At 56.6% G+C, this 16,275-nt stretch carries 9 protein-coding genes; 5 read left to right on the forward strand and 4 right to left on the reverse strand.

Annotated features, from left to right (window positions below; all coding sequences use genetic code 11):
- Positions 1-183 precede the first annotated feature (183 nt).
- Positions 184-1,545, reverse strand: coding sequence for a ribosome biogenesis GTPase Der (gene der / locus Poly41_RS24815; protein ID WP_146529999.1), 1,362 nt, complete (start codon positions 1,543-1,545; stop codon positions 184-186).
- 178 nt (positions 1,546-1,723) lie between these two features.
- On the opposite strand from der, the gene Poly41_RS24820 reads away from it, so the two are divergent.
- Positions 1,724-2,608 carry a uracil-DNA glycosylase gene (locus tag Poly41_RS24820; RefSeq protein WP_146530001.1) on the forward strand — a complete coding sequence of 295 codons (885 nt, stop codon included), beginning with the start codon at positions 1,724-1,726 and terminating at the stop codon, positions 2,606-2,608.
- Between the two features lie 1,493 nt (positions 2,609-4,101).
- Complete coding sequence (locus Poly41_RS24825; RefSeq protein ID WP_146530003.1) at positions 4,102-5,667, forward strand: glutamate ligase domain-containing protein; 1,566 nt, start codon at positions 4,102-4,104, stop codon at positions 5,665-5,667.
- Between the two features lie 79 nt (positions 5,668-5,746).
- On the opposite strand, the gene Poly41_RS24830 is transcribed toward Poly41_RS24825, so the two are convergent.
- Positions 5,747-7,141: an outer membrane protein assembly factor BamB family protein gene (locus tag Poly41_RS24830; protein ID WP_146530005.1), complete on the reverse strand. Its 1,395-nt coding sequence runs from the start codon at positions 7,139-7,141 to the stop codon at positions 5,747-5,749.
- Between the two features lie 169 nt (positions 7,142-7,310).
- Between Poly41_RS24830 and Poly41_RS24835 the strand changes: the two genes are divergently transcribed.
- Positions 7,311-7,769 carry a hypothetical protein gene (locus Poly41_RS24835; protein WP_146530007.1) on the forward strand — a complete coding sequence of 153 codons (459 nt, stop codon included), beginning with the start codon at positions 7,311-7,313 and terminating at the stop codon, positions 7,767-7,769.
- Positions 7,770-7,904: 135 nt separating this feature from the next.
- On the opposite strand, the gene Poly41_RS24840 is transcribed toward Poly41_RS24835, so the two are convergent.
- Positions 7,905-9,665, reverse strand: a complete 1,761-nt coding sequence (locus Poly41_RS24840) for a TIGR03545 family protein (RefSeq protein ID WP_146530010.1) — start codon at positions 9,663-9,665, stop codon at positions 7,905-7,907.
- A complete protein-coding gene (locus tag Poly41_RS24845; protein WP_146530012.1) occupies positions 9,662-10,468 on the reverse strand; it encodes a TIGR03546 family protein in 807 nt (268 codons plus the stop codon). The genes Poly41_RS24840 and Poly41_RS24845 overlap by 4 nt, the downstream gene beginning before the upstream one ends.
- Before the next feature lie 365 nt (positions 10,469-10,833).
- On the opposite strand from Poly41_RS24845, the gene Poly41_RS24850 reads away from it, so the two are divergent.
- The gene (locus tag Poly41_RS24850) at positions 10,834-13,626 is read left to right on the forward strand and encodes a PD-(D/E)XK nuclease family protein (RefSeq protein ID WP_197231610.1); all 2,793 of its coding nucleotides are present in this window, start codon (positions 10,834-10,836) and stop codon (positions 13,624-13,626) included.
- A 4-nt stretch (positions 13,627-13,630) separates the two neighbouring features.
- Entirely contained in the window at positions 13,631-16,234 is a 2,604-nt protein-coding gene (locus tag Poly41_RS24855; RefSeq protein WP_146530016.1) for a UvrD-helicase domain-containing protein, read from the forward strand.
- Positions 16,235-16,275: the final 41 nt, after the last annotated feature.

A 16,275-nucleotide genomic window follows, 5' to 3' on the forward strand; every position in this document is an offset into this window, starting at 1 on the left:
AATCTTAGGATTGCGGACTTCGCGACTCGCGTCGAACGCGTGTCACTCATCGAGCGAGGCGGAAAGATAGAGGGCATCGCCGTGGTTGGCAATAGCCTTTTGACGAATTCCGCAAAATTCTTTTCCAGATGCAGTTTCGAGCCGACATTTGGAAGCTTAGGAAAGCGTTTTTCGCGGACGAACTCATTTCGAGTCGGCTTGACCGCTTGAATGGACGTCATCATCGCCACTGCGATGCCGGCGATGCAGGTACATTTTGATCGGCACCTCGCCGTAAGGTAAATGGTCTCTTAGCACGTTGATCAAGTAGCGCTTGTAATCATTCGTGAACGCTTTCGGTTCGCTACACATCAAGACCACGGTCGGCGGCTCGGTCGAAACTTGGGTCGCGTAATAGATTTTCGGTCGGCGGTTCTGGTTCATCGCGGGAGGATGAGCGTCGATGGCAGCGCGGATCACACGGTTCAGTACTCCGGTGGAAACCCGCTCGCGAGCTTGCTTGAACAGCATGGTGGCATGGTTCAGCAGTGTCTTGACGTTCTTGCCCGTTTGCCCCGTGATAAACGCGATCGGCGCGTAGGCCAGCGTCGGAAATTGGGCCCGAATGTAGTGAACCCAGCGGTCGGTGGGGACTTTTCCGTGATATTGGTCCCATTTATTGATCACGAAGATGACCGGCTTGTGGTTTTCCATCACATAACCCATCAATTGCTTGTCGACCTTGCTGACCGTTTCGGAGGCGTCGAAAAACATCAACACCACATCGGCTCGGCGAACCGACCGTTGGGCGCGATGCATCCCATAATACTCGAGGTCGGTCCGTTGGCTCTTGCGTTTGCGGAGCCCTGGCGTGTCGATCGCCATGAACGTCTGATCGTCCACTTGGAACATCACATCCACGCTGTCGCGAGTCGTCCCGGGGACCTCGCTGACAATCATTCGGTCATCTTCGGCAAGCGTGTTGACGAAGGTGCTTTTCCCCACATTTCGCCGTCCAACAATGGCGATTTTCATCTGGGGATCGCCGGTTTCTTCGTCGTCGGTTTGTTCCGGTAAGCGGTCAACGATCAATTCCAGCAACTCATCGCGATTCCGGTTCTGTGTCGTGCTGACACATACCAATCGGCCACGGCCGAGTCGCTGGAAGTCTTCGGCCAACACATCCTGGTGAGATTGGTCCGCCTTGTTGGCGACCAAAATCACGGGTCGCTGAATCGATCGCAGCCTCTCCGAAACCTCTTCATCGAGCGGCATCACCCCCTGCTGGGCGTCGACCACCAAAATGATCACATCGGCGACACTGAGCGCCATTTCAATTTGATGCCGCACATCGGCGGTCAAATTGTCTGCGTCCTCGACCCCCATTCCCCCCGTGTCGATCAGTTCAAAAAACCGGTCGTTCGCTTCGATCAATGTCGTCATTCGGTCTCGGGTGACCCCTTCGAAATCATCGACAATGGCCAAACGCCGACGCGCGATCCAGTTGAACAGGCTGCTTTTGCCTACGTTAGGGCGACCGACTATTGCGACTCGAGGGACGGGCATTTCAACGAACTTTGAGGGTTTTGAGGGATTTCAGAAAAGAAAATCCTATTCCGCCCAGCGAAAAACAAATAGCCCTAAAGCCGATTTGACCCGGAAGACGTCGCCACGTCGTTTTGATAAAACCAAGGCGCATGTTGCTGATCGACCCCCTCGATTCTGGACGGAATGCGAATCCATCATGACTGCTGAAACAGCGTCGCCCGATCCCGAACCGCTTGACCGCGATGCGATCCTCTTGCAAGCGGCCGCAGTCGCCGATCACCTGCAGCGATCCGGCGTGGTGTTTGTGCCCAAGCCGAATGAGCAAGCGGTCGCGGAGCTCGTTTCGCGTTTCGAAGTGGCCAAGCCTCAGGTCGCGCAACCGAAAGAGCCGCCCGCGGCATCCGCACCGTCAACGAAAAATGTGACGACACCGCCGCCGAGAAAGCCGTCCCAATCGGCCCCATCGCAGCTCGCCCCTGCATCCAAACCCTATGCAGGCGATCCGCTTCCGATCGCCGATCGCGTGAGTTCTTTGCAAGCCTTGGCCGCCGACGTTGCCGCCTGCATGCAGTGTCCCGAACTGGTCCGCTGCCGAAACCGCACGGTGTTCGGCGAAGGCGACCCAGCGGCACGGGTCGCCTTTTTTGGAGAAGGCCCCGGAGCGGACGAGGACCGCAGCGGGCGTCCGTTCGTCGGCAAGGCAGGCCAGTTGCTGACGAAAATGATCGAAGCCTGCACCTTCCGCCGCGAAGAGGTCTACATCCTCAATACGGTCAAATGCCGTCCCCCGGGAAACCGTAACCCGGAGCCAACCGAATTGGCGAACTGTCGAGCATATTTTGAAAAACAATTCGAGATCATTCGCCCCGAGTACATCGTCTGCCTGGGCGCGGTCAGCAGCCAGGCACTGCTCGATTCGAAACTCTCCGTGGGTCGGCTGCGTGGAAAGTTTCACGCCTATTTTGATTCGAAAGTGGTCGTCACCTATCACCCCGCCTATTTGCTGCGCAACCCAGCAGCCAAGAAAGCAGCCTGGGATGACCTGCAAATGATGCTCCGTGACGCGGGACTGAGGCCGTAAGCCGCCCCAAAGCGACAACCCCTCGTGCGGGTAGCCAAACCCTCGATCCCCACCGCCCGGCATTATAACGCCGACGTTGCCCAGTGGTTGGCATCAGCCCCCTTCCTTTCCGGCCCCTTTCCCCGCGAGCGCGCGGGGAAAGGGGCCGGGGGTGGCCTGACGAATCGATGTGAAGACGTATCGAAAAGTTGGCCGCGCGTTCTGGGCCCTCCCGCTGTGCGGCTCGTTGTACCCCACATCCTAATCCGGTGAAATTTTTTTGGCTCCTGGTCCGAATGTGTTCCATGCGTTGGACAGGTCGTGGCAGCGTTGCATTCCGATCCACAAGGTCTGCGTCGCTTGTCCGATTTTTGCGAAGGTGTAAGCTTGCTGAGGCTCTTGCGCACCTAGGTTTTTTGGCTCATCCGGCGGAAGCGTGCGCAGGAGGTTTTCGAGGCATCTCTCCGGTGTCCCATCATTGCTGGCAGGAGCTATTTTCACTTGTTATCGTGCAGTTGCCGGTAGAATCGTGCAGTTGCCGGTAGAAACGGAGTCGAGCTCTGCAGAGGTGCAACTTGACAAGGGATATCCCGGTCGACGGTGCGCCAAGGGTGCTATCGGTTCCCGGCGGACGACCGACCGTCGGGGACTCTTTTCTAAGAGATCATTGGACACCGGAGCCATACCTCCAAAAAACCTTGAGTCTGGGTTTCGCGCGCTTCGGTCGGATGAGCCGGTTTTTTGACCGAGGAGTCCGAGAGCCACCGCACCCATGAACCGCACCTCCGTGCAACAGGCTTTCCCATGTTCGCAGCACCAGCGCGAACCGCAAGGCAGCAATCATTCGCAGCGGTTTGTCGAAAGTCCAGGGCGAAATCTCGTCACCTACCCCGCAGATGTATTAGACACCACCCGAGATGTGGGGTACAACGAGCGCTGTGCGGGCAGGGGTGGTTGGATACCTAAACACTGTATTCGTCACAACTTAAGAACCGGACGACCTCAAAAATCGGGGGAGAAGGGAGACAGAATCTATCAGCGTGACTTGGACAGATCTCCACGCCGCTTCGATGGGTGCCGGTAACAGGCACGGCCCCGCAAATCGGGGAAGCTGGAGTGTGTCCTTTCGAAATGCACTCGAAAAAAGGTGTCGTTTGTCCAATCGAACACATTTTCATCCTCGCAGCCGAAGGTCCCAACCGGGATCCACTTTTCCTTATTCAATTTCGTTACCGCTTTTTTTGTTTGGCTACCGAAGGTGCGCTGCGATAAAACGCACGTGCAGCGATTGTCTTTCGCCGCTTTGCGGTGCCCGCGCGCCAAACCAACGTAGTCGCTTGCCCCAGCCCACAGACGATTTGCTAGCATTAAAGGCGTGATTTTTCCCCTTGACCAAATTGATCAGAGGGTGACAATTCACACTCAAGCGGTCGAGCATAGGATTTTGCTCGGGCCGACGGCAAAGGATTTGTCGTGAAGCGTTCAAACAATCGCGATTTTGCAGGGAGGCAATCATGCGCCACGCAGTGCAAGCTTCATCGAGCAGCTACACCCCCTCTTCTTACTCCGCTGCTGACTCCAAAACGACAGGTGGATCGACTTCCCTTCGTCGTGTTTTCCCGCAAGCCAAGTTTTTCGCTGGCGAGGACGTTCATTTTGAATCGATTGCGGAGGATGTCGAATCGGCGGAAGCGGGCCAGTTGGTTGTCTATCGGATCGGCCAAGACAACCCAACCGAACTGATCGCTGCAGCGATGGCTCGCGGTGTTGCAGGCATTTTGACCGAACAGATCTTGCCTTGCCCCGTGACGCAATGCATCGTCGGCGATGTCAACCTTGCGATGGCCGATTTGCAGTCGCGGCTTCTCGATCGTCCCGATCGCAAAGTGCTGACCGTCGGAGTTTATGGGTCGGCTGGGAAAACAACGACTTCGTTGTTGGTTGCGCAACTGCTTCGTTCCATTGGGTTGCGTACTGCCTACCAGACCGACCTTGGCGAAAGCGACGGCATCGTTCAGTCGACGTCCTCTCGCGATCTTCCCGTGGCTGGCGAGTTGGTCCAATGGTTGGGGGAAGCCAGCGACGCAGGAGCCCGAACGGCCGTGATCGAGTTGTCCGACGATGCGGCCAAGTGTGGCTACTACGATTCCATCGAATTCGATCTGCTGCTGATCACAGGATCCCCGGTCGCCGAAAATGACTTCGGTCCCTCGGGGTTACAGTCGGTTTTGGATCGCGTGACCGCGGCGGGCGTGGTCATCACATCCGCGGACCAGCCCCACATGCTGCGGATGCTTCAAGATCAAGAATGCCGACGATTCACCTACGGCGTTCGTAAACCAGCCGACGTCACGGCGAAATTGATCGAGCAAGAATGTGGGATGTCCACCTTGATGGTGACACATGAATCGGTCAGCGCGGCGATGGAAACGACACTTTGTGGTGCAGCCATGGCGGCGAACCACGCAGCGGCCACCGCGGTTGGCATCCTATTGAACCAACCTCTTGAGGAAATTGTCGAGCATTTGAGCGGACTGAGATCCGTTCCTGGTCGCATGCAAGTACTCAGTTCGTTCGAGTCCGCCGACGTGATTGTTGACTCCGCTCGAACCCCCGAGCAAGTTGCCGCGACACTAAGAGCGGCTCGAGCGATGAAGCAACCGGGCGGGCGTTTGTGGTGCGTGATGGCGATCGATCCTGAATCCGATCCCGTTCAACTGGCCCTTTTGGGCGGCCATGCTGAGCGATTTACCGACCAACCGATCGTGACTTGCGTCAAACAAAGCAAAGATCACTTCCTGCGAGCCTCTCACGCTGTGCTCGATGGCGTGAAGAAATGTGCCTTGATGCGATTGGTTGCCGATCAAAAGCGAGCGATTGAGTGGGCCATCAGCGAATCGTCCGCTCGCGACTGCGTTGTCATCCTCGGAGGGGTCGACCGCGGTCACGCTCAAGACCAGCGATCCCAAATCGAACGGTTGACGCAGTGGGTCGAATCTTCGCGAAAGCAGGACAAGATCGAATCGAAGGTCCGTGTCGAAGGGGCTCCCAAGATCCTGCCGTTTGTCAGCAAGTCATGAGTTTGACGCCGTTTTTTCAAACGCCTGCGCACTAGGAACCGGTACCGTTGTGAGGAACCGGCGTCGCGGGTACGACTGGTTAAGGGGTCAATTGGAAGCAAACCACTTGGTCATCACCTCGCACGATCATTTTGTCGCCGACGACAATCGGAGCCGCCCAACAGGGATACTTTAGCGGTGACGTTTGGAAGTCGACGGCGCCCAGGTCCCAATCGGCAACGAGTTCAAAGGCATCCGGATTGGCTCGAATCACTTGCATGCCACCGCCTTCTTCCAGCACCATCAAAAACTCACCCACACGCGTCACCGAAGACCGCGTACGGCTCGAATCGGACCACCGCACGTTGCCCGTCATCCACTCGACGCAGCGAAAATCACTATCGGGCGCGTTTCGGCCGCTGCATCCGTAAAGAAACCCGTCATACAAAACCGGTGTGGCCCAGTGGCAGCGCATCGCTTGTTTGCGACGGTTGGCTTGAGGATCCTTCCACACCCTTTTCGCCGACTCCGACGAAACCTTCAGCAACACACTGCCGATTTGGTAACACTCGCTGATGAAGACGTGGTCCCCCGAAACCACCGGACTCATCGCATTGACGCTTTCAAGCAGGTCCGCTCGATGTGGGTGACTCCACGCGACCGTGCCGGTTCCCGCGTCGACACACCAAAGTGAGTCGCGTCCCAACACAAGCACGTGGTTCCGGTCGCTCAGTCGAATCGTTCGCGGGCTGCTGTAGCTGGCCAAGTCATCACCGCATTTCCACCGTTCTTTTCCGGTTTTTCGATCGAAAGCAACCAACAACGATCCATTGGCTGAGACGCGATCGAGCCACCCCGGTGCAATGTGCTGGTCCTCAACGGGGCTGCCGCCGACCATCACCACCACGTTGTCGTCAAGCAGCAGAGGCGACGACCCTACGCCGAAGAAATTCTGAACGACGCCGTAGGTCGTGACGGTATCGACGGACCAGACGACTTGGTGGGTCATGCGATCTCGACAAACCAGTTCCCCCGCGACGCCGTAAGTGAAAACAAAGTCAGCATCCACCGCAGGCGTCGACCGAGGCCCCGCTTCGTAACCATACAGATCACGATACGCCAACGGGCGTGCGTCCTGCCAAAGGACTTTGCCCGTCAACAAGTGGATGCATCGTAAACGCTCCTTGACGCCCTCGGAAGTCGTTTCTGCGTCCGATTGATAGTAAGCGTCTCCCCAGACCGCCCCGAGCCCATAACCGTCACCGAGGTCCAAGGACCATATCCTCTGGGGCTTCGCATCCCAATCGAAGGACTTGTCCGTTGCGGCGGTCCCATCAAAACCACGGCCCAGCAACCGCGGCCAGGATTCGGGGGGCGGCGTGGCGTCGACCGCAACGGTCGGAAGTGGTGCATCGCCCGCGGTCGATTGTGCCGAGACGGTTTCAGCCAGTGTCGTGGCAAGCAGGATTGCGATCAAACGAAATGGCTTGAACATCCGAATCGTCTCCCTAAGTTGCGTTGGTATTGGCAAACGGAACGCCCTTGCAGCCCTGTCATCGTAACGCCCCTCTCGCCACGCTGCCGCCCCGTCCGCTACGATTGAACCTCTTCATCGAGCTGTTGGCGGAAACAGCGGGGGTTGGTACTCGGGCCGAACACGTTTTATGTCGCGTATTGCCATTGTTTTTGGTTTATTGTTGTGTGCGTTGACCACGGCCGGGATGATGGTCTCGCAGAAGATGCCATCGCTGTTCTTTCCGATGATGTTGGGGATTCCGATTTTGTTCTGTGGAGTCGTCGGCCTCAATCCTCACCGTCGTCGACATGCCATGCAAGCCGCGGCGCTGATTGCCCTGGTTGGGATGCTTGCCGGTGGCAGCCATGCGGCCTTGGGCGCTCTGCGGACCATGAACGGCGCTGCGGTGAACCCAACCGCTCTAAGAATGGTTGCCGGCGCTGGGTTTTTATGCCTCGCATTCCTGCTGCTGACGCTCAGCGCAACACTGCGGCGAAGCGCTGAGAACCGCCGGCTCAGCGCGCTTTCGCGTTCGAAGTCGTGGTCGGATTCGAAGGGCCCTGCCCCCGCATCCCCCGCCAACTTGAAGAGACCGCAGGGGCGGTGACTCGGCGACTAGTGGACCGTCAAGGTTAAAACTGCGAGTTGGGACGTAGTGGACTTCGCCAGAAGTCCCGACAAACATTTGAGTTACGGATTTCTGACGAAATCCACTACCCGAAAATTGAATGCTGACGGTCCACTAGTGCAGTTTTTTCTGTAAGGCTCCGCGGAGTTTGCCGAGGTAGACGTCGGCATCGCCGACTTCGTTCATCACTTTCTGGCTCATCTCCTCGATCGATTTGTCCGCACTGGCGAGCAGGGAGCGTGCTTCACTCTGCTGGCTCGACAACCATTCCCGCAGCGCCAACGTCTGCTCGAGATGGGCTTGATCGATGGTCGCTTTCAGTTTCTGCTGCGAGGCGACCAGTTGCTCATTCACTGCGTCTTGGGTGGCTCGGCGGAAGACTTGGCCAAGATTGGTATGCACGTCGAACGCCAAGTCATCCCATTTGCCACTAAAGTTCGAATCAACTTCAATGCGATCCACGGCATCCAGACTGGATTGCATCGACTGTGCTGCCGCGGATTTGGCATACTTCGAATCGAGGGCCAATTGCATCTTGAGCCCGGTTTGTTTGCTGACGAATCGTCCTTCGACCTGTTCGCCTTCGCTACGAAGTTGGACCCACAATTCGCGTTTCCCGCCTGTGATACGAAGTCCAGCGTCATGATCGTTACCCAAACGCAAGGGTTTCGCGTCGGTTTGCGGCCAGTGCAATGTCAACAGGTCCACATCGGCGCCCCGACGACGATCACGGACGTATTCGACACGGACCACCTCTGGACCTTCAAGCTGCAGCTTTGCAACACTGGGTTCACGCAATCGCTCCGGCGATGGCGTCATGTTTTCGACAAAGCCCGTCAAGGCGTAGGTATTTCCGTTGGCTCGCAACAACCCGCCCACCTCACAGTGGCGGACCAATACGTCTGGTAAGCGGTTCGCCCCGACCAAGTCAATGTCTTGGCCACGAATGCGATCGGATTCCGGAGCGACCACCGTATAGTTTGCGATCGTTCGGCCACCGTCTAAGTAGCTGCGGATTTGGGCGACTTGATCGCTGACGGCTCGTTTGAGCATGTCCACACCGAAATCGTCGGCGTCATTGAGTCCACCGGGAACGTACTTTTCGACTCGGGCGATGTCGATCTTCTTGGCTTCATCGAGCGAAGCAAGATCGTTTTGCAGTTGCTCCGGCAGCGAATCAATCGCTTGACGGACGGCCATCAATTCGTTGCGTGCTTCACGAGCTTGTTCGAGTGTACGTTGCAATTGCGGCCAATCTCGTAACGGATTGTCAATCCCGCGCGCTTCATCTCGAACCGCACGGATCTGCTGCTCAAGGTTTCGTGCACGAACGACCAGCGAGTCGTATTCCGATTCCCAACGCTCGCGGATTTCCTGACTGCGACGAACCGTTTCGAGGTTCTCGGTCAAGGCGCTCGCTTCGTTTTCAAGACGGCCGGTGGTTGCGGCAAGCATCTTGCTCAAGATCGAGGGTTCCCCGCTCGACTCTTCAACGAGTGGCTTATCCACTTGATCCAGTTTACCCGAGGTTTCGCGGCGTGAACCAATTTGAATCCCCGTGATTTTTCCTTCACGAGCAACCCAGCGACGGTGCAACAGGGCATCGCCGTCAAGTGTCAATTCAATCGACTCGGCACGAAATGCATCGCGCATTTCCTTCTCGTCGCGAGGATCCGCAACTTGAAAGTTGGTGTAGCGAATACTGGGTGGAAACAGCCCGACCTGGGCGTTGCCGATTTCAACCTTTGCGCCGGTCGCGCTTTCCAAGCCCGTAATTGTCACATAGCTCGCAACGGGCCCCAGTCCCCAACGGAACAACATGATGATCGCAACGATGACGATCAAACGGGTGATCACAAAACTCCAGCGAATCATGCTGCATCCTTTTGCTGAGAGGTGCGCAATTGACGAAGCAAGTAGTTGAGTGCCTCGTCCATCGGTTGCTGTTCGGTTGATCCGGCGTCCGTGGCGGACTCCGAAGTGAATTCATTCGATTGGGGGTCTGCCGAAGACTCGGTGCAAGCGTTTTCTTTCATCCGAATCACATCGATCCGCGTCTCCACAATCCCCCCGCTCAGCGACGCGTCCCCGCCGGAATCCGCCTCTTGGGTGGACGGTGTCTGCTGTGGAACGCGATGAGGACCGGAAACGGCCCCGTGGGCAGCGTCAACGGCGACCACTTGCTTTTGGCGGCGAACCGCCACGGATTGAGACGCAGGGTCTGGCGAGTCGAGTTCGTCGGTCGGATGGGGAGCAAACAGCCGAAACAAGGGATATGTGATCATGAAAATCGGAAGCAACGCTGCGACACCGATCAAAAAGCTGCCCATCACGACCGTATTGTTCATTTCGGTCCATGGTGCCAAAGGCAACATCCACGCTTTTGCCAAATGAGGCCCGCCCGATGGATGGGTCAGGACCCATTGGCCCACTTCGTGCGAAATGGGGTCAAGCTTGGTCGCGGCAAACGTCACTCCGATCGCTGTCAACCCAGCCATCGCATGGTTGATTTTGAAAGACAATACTGCGATCAGAACAAATAACGCCAACAGGTTGCCGTGCGGGATGATTCCGAGCAATGCACCGAGCGCAACGGCCCAGGCGAGTTGATGGGGGTACTTGCGACCGGCGACCGCTTTTCGGACGTTACTGATTAACTTGATGGACCAGATGATCATTGCGGTGCGCCTCCATGCGCACAGAGTGGCTTCCCTGGGGTTCCATATAACCGGTTCTATCGGCCACCGTCAGCCTGAATATTCAGTACAGACGGTAAATTTTCTCATCCTAGCCAGTTGGTGAGTTTGGCGACGGGGACCTAGGGGATCCAGGAGGGCTGCGGCACTTCCAGCGAAATCGATCAGGGAAGTCATTGAAAAAAACGCTCCTGATGTGACCAGACTTGTCAAAGAGAGCTGCAACCATGGTCAGGCGACTTCGGGTTCAGTTACGGCGATGGGGCCGCGGATCGGCGGATCGGCTTTTGCGACGACCGGGCCACGAATACAAACACGAATACAAACAACCACCCATGAGGCACAACGTGAATTCACTCTTCCCCAGCACCGACCCCGAGTTTCTCGGTTGGGAGAAGCCACTCTTGCCGCAGGTGGTCGAGTTGCTGATCAAGCGGTTCTGCTCGCGAGCGACGCTCGACTTGTCGGGCTGGATCGTCGTTCTGCCCACCTCGTTCAGTTCGCGTCGCTTTGAAGTTCTGCTTCGCGATTCCGCATCGGATCTCGGCGTCCGGCTACATCCGCCAGAGATTTTGACGATGGGGCAGCTGCCCGAGAAACTCTACCGTCCGCGAAACGCGTTAGCGATCGAATTCGAACAGACTTTGGCGTGGTCACGAGTTCTCGCGACCACGCACGTCGATGACCTCGCCCCGTTGGTCCCGACGCTGCCTGCTTCGGACGAAGTCGAGTCTTGGATGGAATTGGCGGCCACGATTCGTGGATTGCATGAGGATTTGGCTTCCAACCGACTCAGCTTCCAAGCGATCGCCGAGGTCTCAGAATCTGAAAACGACCAACGGCGTTGGAAGCTTCTCGCCGATCTCTATGCCAAGTATTTGCAGGAATTAGATCGCGCTGGTTTGGCGGACCCCCACGAAGAACGCGACGTTGCGATCCGCAACCGTGCCTGCAAAACGAAAAAGACCATTGCGCTGGTAGGGACAAGCGACCTGAGTCACCTGCAAGTCGCGATGCTCAACGTCTTAGAAGGAGAAATACTACCCTTTGTCGCGGCCCCCGACACGTTCGCCCGACGATTCGATGCCTTTGGTAGCATTCTGGCCGATCCATGGCTTGATAGCATCTTGCCTTTGCAAGACGATCAATTGATTCCCGCAGGCGACATCGCCGATCAAGCGACCGCGGTCGCGGAGAACTTAGCGGAAATCGCTCCGCAATTCCCCGCCAACGAAGTCACGATCGGTGTGACCGACGAGTCGCAGGTTGGGCCGATTGAATTGGAATTGCGTGGCTGCGGCGTCGAGACCTTCCGGCATCTGGGATGGCCCATCAGCCGAACGGCAGTGGGCCGATTGTTCGACCTCACCGCCGACTATTTGAAGCACCGGACTTGGCAATCGCTCGCCACCTTGGTTCGTCACGCAGTGGTTCACGATCGGATCAGCGCAGAACTTCCGCAGCCCGCCGAAACACAATCGTTGTGGCTTGTCGAGCTTGACGAACTGCTCGCGAATCACTACCCGATCCGAATCGATGCCGACCTACCCCAACTTGCGAAGCAGAGATTCCCGCAAGCGATCGCAGTCGCCGCGTGGGTCGAAGCATGGCTATCCCCCTTTCTCGACGAGAACAAGACTCATCCGTTGGCGACATGGTGCAAAACCATCACGGTTTGGCTTGATGGCATCTTCCAAGCCGAAGCTCCCAACGATGATCCGACACGCGCTCGGACGCCCATGGCACTCGATTCGGTACGTCGTTTGTTGAAGCGATTTGGCGAGGTGAATGCATCGCTCGATTTTGAAATCGACGGTGCGGGAGCGATGCAAATGATCGCGAATCGAACCGGTGAATTGCGAGTGCTGCAGCCGATGAAATCGGGTGACGTCGAAATTCTCGGTTGGCTTGATTTGGCGCTCGATGATTCAAAAGCCTTGATCGTTGTCGGATTCAATCATCCGTTTGTTCCCGCTGCGGTGACCCATGACGCCTTTTTGCCTGGCCATCTGCGGACGAGCCTTCGGATGGCGGACAATGATCGACGTTACGCGCGCGATGTGTACAACATGCAGCTACTGCTTTCGACGCGTCCCTCGGTTCGCTTCATCGTTGGCCGCACGTCAGCCGATGGATCGCCGACGCCGCCGAGCCGGTTGCTCTCCGCTGCATCGGATCAGGACGTCGCCCGGCGGATCCGCTCGCTGCTGAACGTCACCCGACCTCGTGTCGTCGTGGAGCACTGCTGGGACAGCGCTGAGGAAAACAGATCGCTGTCGATCCCTAAGCTGCCACCGTCCGCTGCAGAGTGTCCGGTCAAGACGATGAGTGTCACGGCATTTCGCGACTATTTGACATGTCCGTATCGATTCTACTTGCGACATGTGCTGAAACTGAAACCCCTCGATGATGCAAGTGCTGAGTTGGCAGCCAACCAATTCGGCGATTTGGTTCACGGAGCACTGGAAGCTTTCGGGAAATCTAAACACCGTGACGAAGGCAATCAGCAGAAAATCGAAGCCCATTTGCTCGATCACTTGCACGTTTACGCAGACCAGCACTACGGTCACGCCACATCGACGGCGGTGACGCTGCAAATTCGCCAAGCGGAACGACGTTTGAGTGCCGTGGCTGCCGAACAAGCGAGGCGGATCGACGAGGGCTGGCGGATTCACCAGTCCGAAGCGTCGGTTGACGACAAGATGGGAGCGTGTGTTGAAGTGGAGGGGTTCAAGATGGGGCTTCGTGGTCGCTTGGACCGAATCGATCACCATCCCAAATCAGGTCGATGGGCCATTCTGGATTACAAAACACATGGTCACAAACCCGAAAAGAAACATTTGAAGGCTACCGACAACGGTCTGCAATGGATCGACCTGCAATTGCCGCTGTATCGGATGATGATTCCTTTTCTTGGAATCGATGCGGATGCCAAAGCGGTCGAACTTGGGTACTTCAACATCAGCGACAAAGACGCAGAAACGCGGATCAACATTGCCAAGTTTGACGAAACACTGATGGACCAAGCACAACATTTGATTTTGCATTGCGTCGCGCAAATTCGCGACGGGCATTTTGAACCGACCGACGGTCCGGTTCTCTACGACGACTACGACATGATCTTGCAAACGGGAATTTAGATCCATGACCACCGAAGCGCCCCACAACGCTCTTTTACCGACGCTCGTGCGGGCTTCCGCCGGGACCGGCAAGACGTATCAACTCACGGCGAGACTGCTGCGCGTCTTGCTGCAGGATTCTGCCCCCGAAACGATTCTGGCAACCACCTTTACACGTAAAGCCGCGGGTGAAATCCTCAATCGGGTTCTCGAAGTGCTGGCCAAGGCGGGGGAGGACGACGATCCCGAGGCGTTGCAGGCACTTCGTGAGCAGGTGGGAATCTCGACGCTCCAGCATCAAACGTGCCGTCAACTGCTGCACCGATTGGTGCGCAACATCCATCGGCTGCGAATCTGTACGCTTGACAGCTTATTTACACAACTCGCTCGCTCATTCCCCTTCGAACTCCGCCTGCCGCCCGCATGGCGATTGACCGATGAAATCGAAGAGGTTTGGATCCAAGAGAAAGCGATCCAGCGCGTCGTCTCGACGTTGAATCCTTCCGAGATGACCACGATGCTGACGATGCTCGGAAAAGGAGAAATCAAACGTTCGATCCAACGGGAATTGATGCAAGTGGTGGATACAGCCTATGGCATCCATCGCCGCTGTCCCCCCGATGCTTGGAACAAAATGGTGGCTCCTCGACGCCCAGAACAAGCAGATCAGACTCGAGCTGTGGGCGACTTTCGATCCGCAAGCCCAAAACAGGAAACGGTCCTTGCCAAGTTGCAGTTGCTTGCCGATGCAACTGAGACGGGTGATTTCAAATCGTTAGTTGACGAAACGCTGATCCGCAATATTGCCAAAGCTCGGCGGACGCACACGGAGGTCAAGTTCGGTCGATCGAAGCTACCCGATGGACTCGACGATGCTCTTGACACCGTCTACGCCGCGGTGCGGACGGAACTGATCGGACTACTCAGCGCGCAGAACGAAGCCACCGGAACCATCCTCACCGCTTATGACTTCCACGTCAATGCGATAAAACAAGTCGGTCGTGTGCTGAGTTTTGAAGATGTTGCGGTGCGATTGTCCAAACTGTTTTCGGCGATCGACTACGACACATTGGTCAACCGGATGGATGGTGCCATCGATCACTTGCTACTGGATGAGTTCCAAGACACCTCACCGGCGCAGTGGCAAGTGCTGCGACCGTTGGCGGTGCGTGCCTGTGACCGCGATGCAGTAGCAAAGGACGGAGCGGAATGGCAATCGTCACGATCGTTCTTCTGCGTCGGTGACACGAAGCAAGCAATTTACGGGTGGCGTGGCGGCGTGGCTGAAATCTTTGATGCCGTGACCGATCAGATCGATGGGATCGCGGAATCGGAACAGAATATGAGTTTTCGTAGCAGCCCTGACATCATGGACTTCGTCAACGTTGTTTTCTCGAACCTGGCACGTCACCCGATGGTACGCGAAGGGGATCCGAAGGACCCCGCTGACAAGTCGGCTCACGAGGCAGCAGCGATTCATCGGTTTGCTCAGCGATTTCCGCAGCACGAAGCAAACAAGAAAACGCTCAAGGGATTCGTTCAGATTCGAACGAGTTCAAAGGTCGAAAAGGGGGATAAGGATGCCAACGACGCGGCCTGCTTCCAAGATGCCGCCGATCTGATTTCAGAAATTGCGGCGGATGCACCGGACAAAACCGTCGGTGTCTTGACGCGAACCAATGCGGCCGTTGCCGAATTGATCACGTTGCTTGAATCCCGCGACGTCGAAGTGAGCCAAGAGGGCGGAAATCCGCTGACCGATTCCGCTGCGGTCGTCACGGTTTTGTCGGCATTGATGATGGCAGAACATCCGGGTGATGGTCGATGGCGTTTTCATGTCGAACCCACGCTGCTTGCTGCCGACCGATCGCTCGATGCCGATTCGATCCGCAGGCGAGTTGAACAACGTGGCATCGCGGAAACCGTCCAATCGCTGTGTGAAACGCTTGCTCCGCTGTGTGGCCCGCGAGATACATTGCGATTGAAACAATTGACACACTTGGCAATCGGCTACGAGAACAATCCCCAGCCGCGGCTTCGCGATTTCGTACGATTGGTTCAAGAAAAACGGGTGGAAAGGCCGCAGCGGGCCCAAGTCCGAGTGATGACCGTGCACCAAGCGAAGGGACTGGAGTTTGATGCCGTGGTGTTGCCGCAGTTGGACGGCCCGCTGACACGATCAAGCGGCAACTGCGTCTCGGATGCGAAATCGTTGAGCCAACCGGCTCAAGCGATCACACGATACATCGGTCAAGACCATTGGCATTTCCTGGATAAGAAATGGCAGTTCGCGTTTGGAAACCAAGGCGCCAGTGCGATGACCGAAGCGTTGTGTTTGCTTTACGTCGCCACCACACGAGCGAAGCAGGCATTGTATTTGGTGATACAACCGAGCAAGAAAAAGGAGTTCCATTTGAAAACAGCGGCTTCCTTGATCTACCATGCGGTGGGTTGCGAAGAGGACCCGACGCAACCGAACGAGGTGATGCATGAATCGGGGACACCGATTTGGTTCGGTGACGCTGACAAAGAAAGAGTGAAGGAGGTTCCGGCAAAGACGGTGAAAATCCAGTTTCGTCACGCCACTTCGGAAACCACGGATGTCCCCGAAGATCTCTCCGAGTTATGATCGGTCGGAGCACGGCTGATCTGTCCCCCCACCGGAAAAAA

Origin of the sequence: Novipirellula artificiosorum (genome assembly GCF_007860135.1) — a bacterium.
Classification (GTDB): Bacteria; Planctomycetota; Planctomycetia; order Pirellulales; family Pirellulaceae; genus Novipirellula_A; species Novipirellula_A artificiosorum.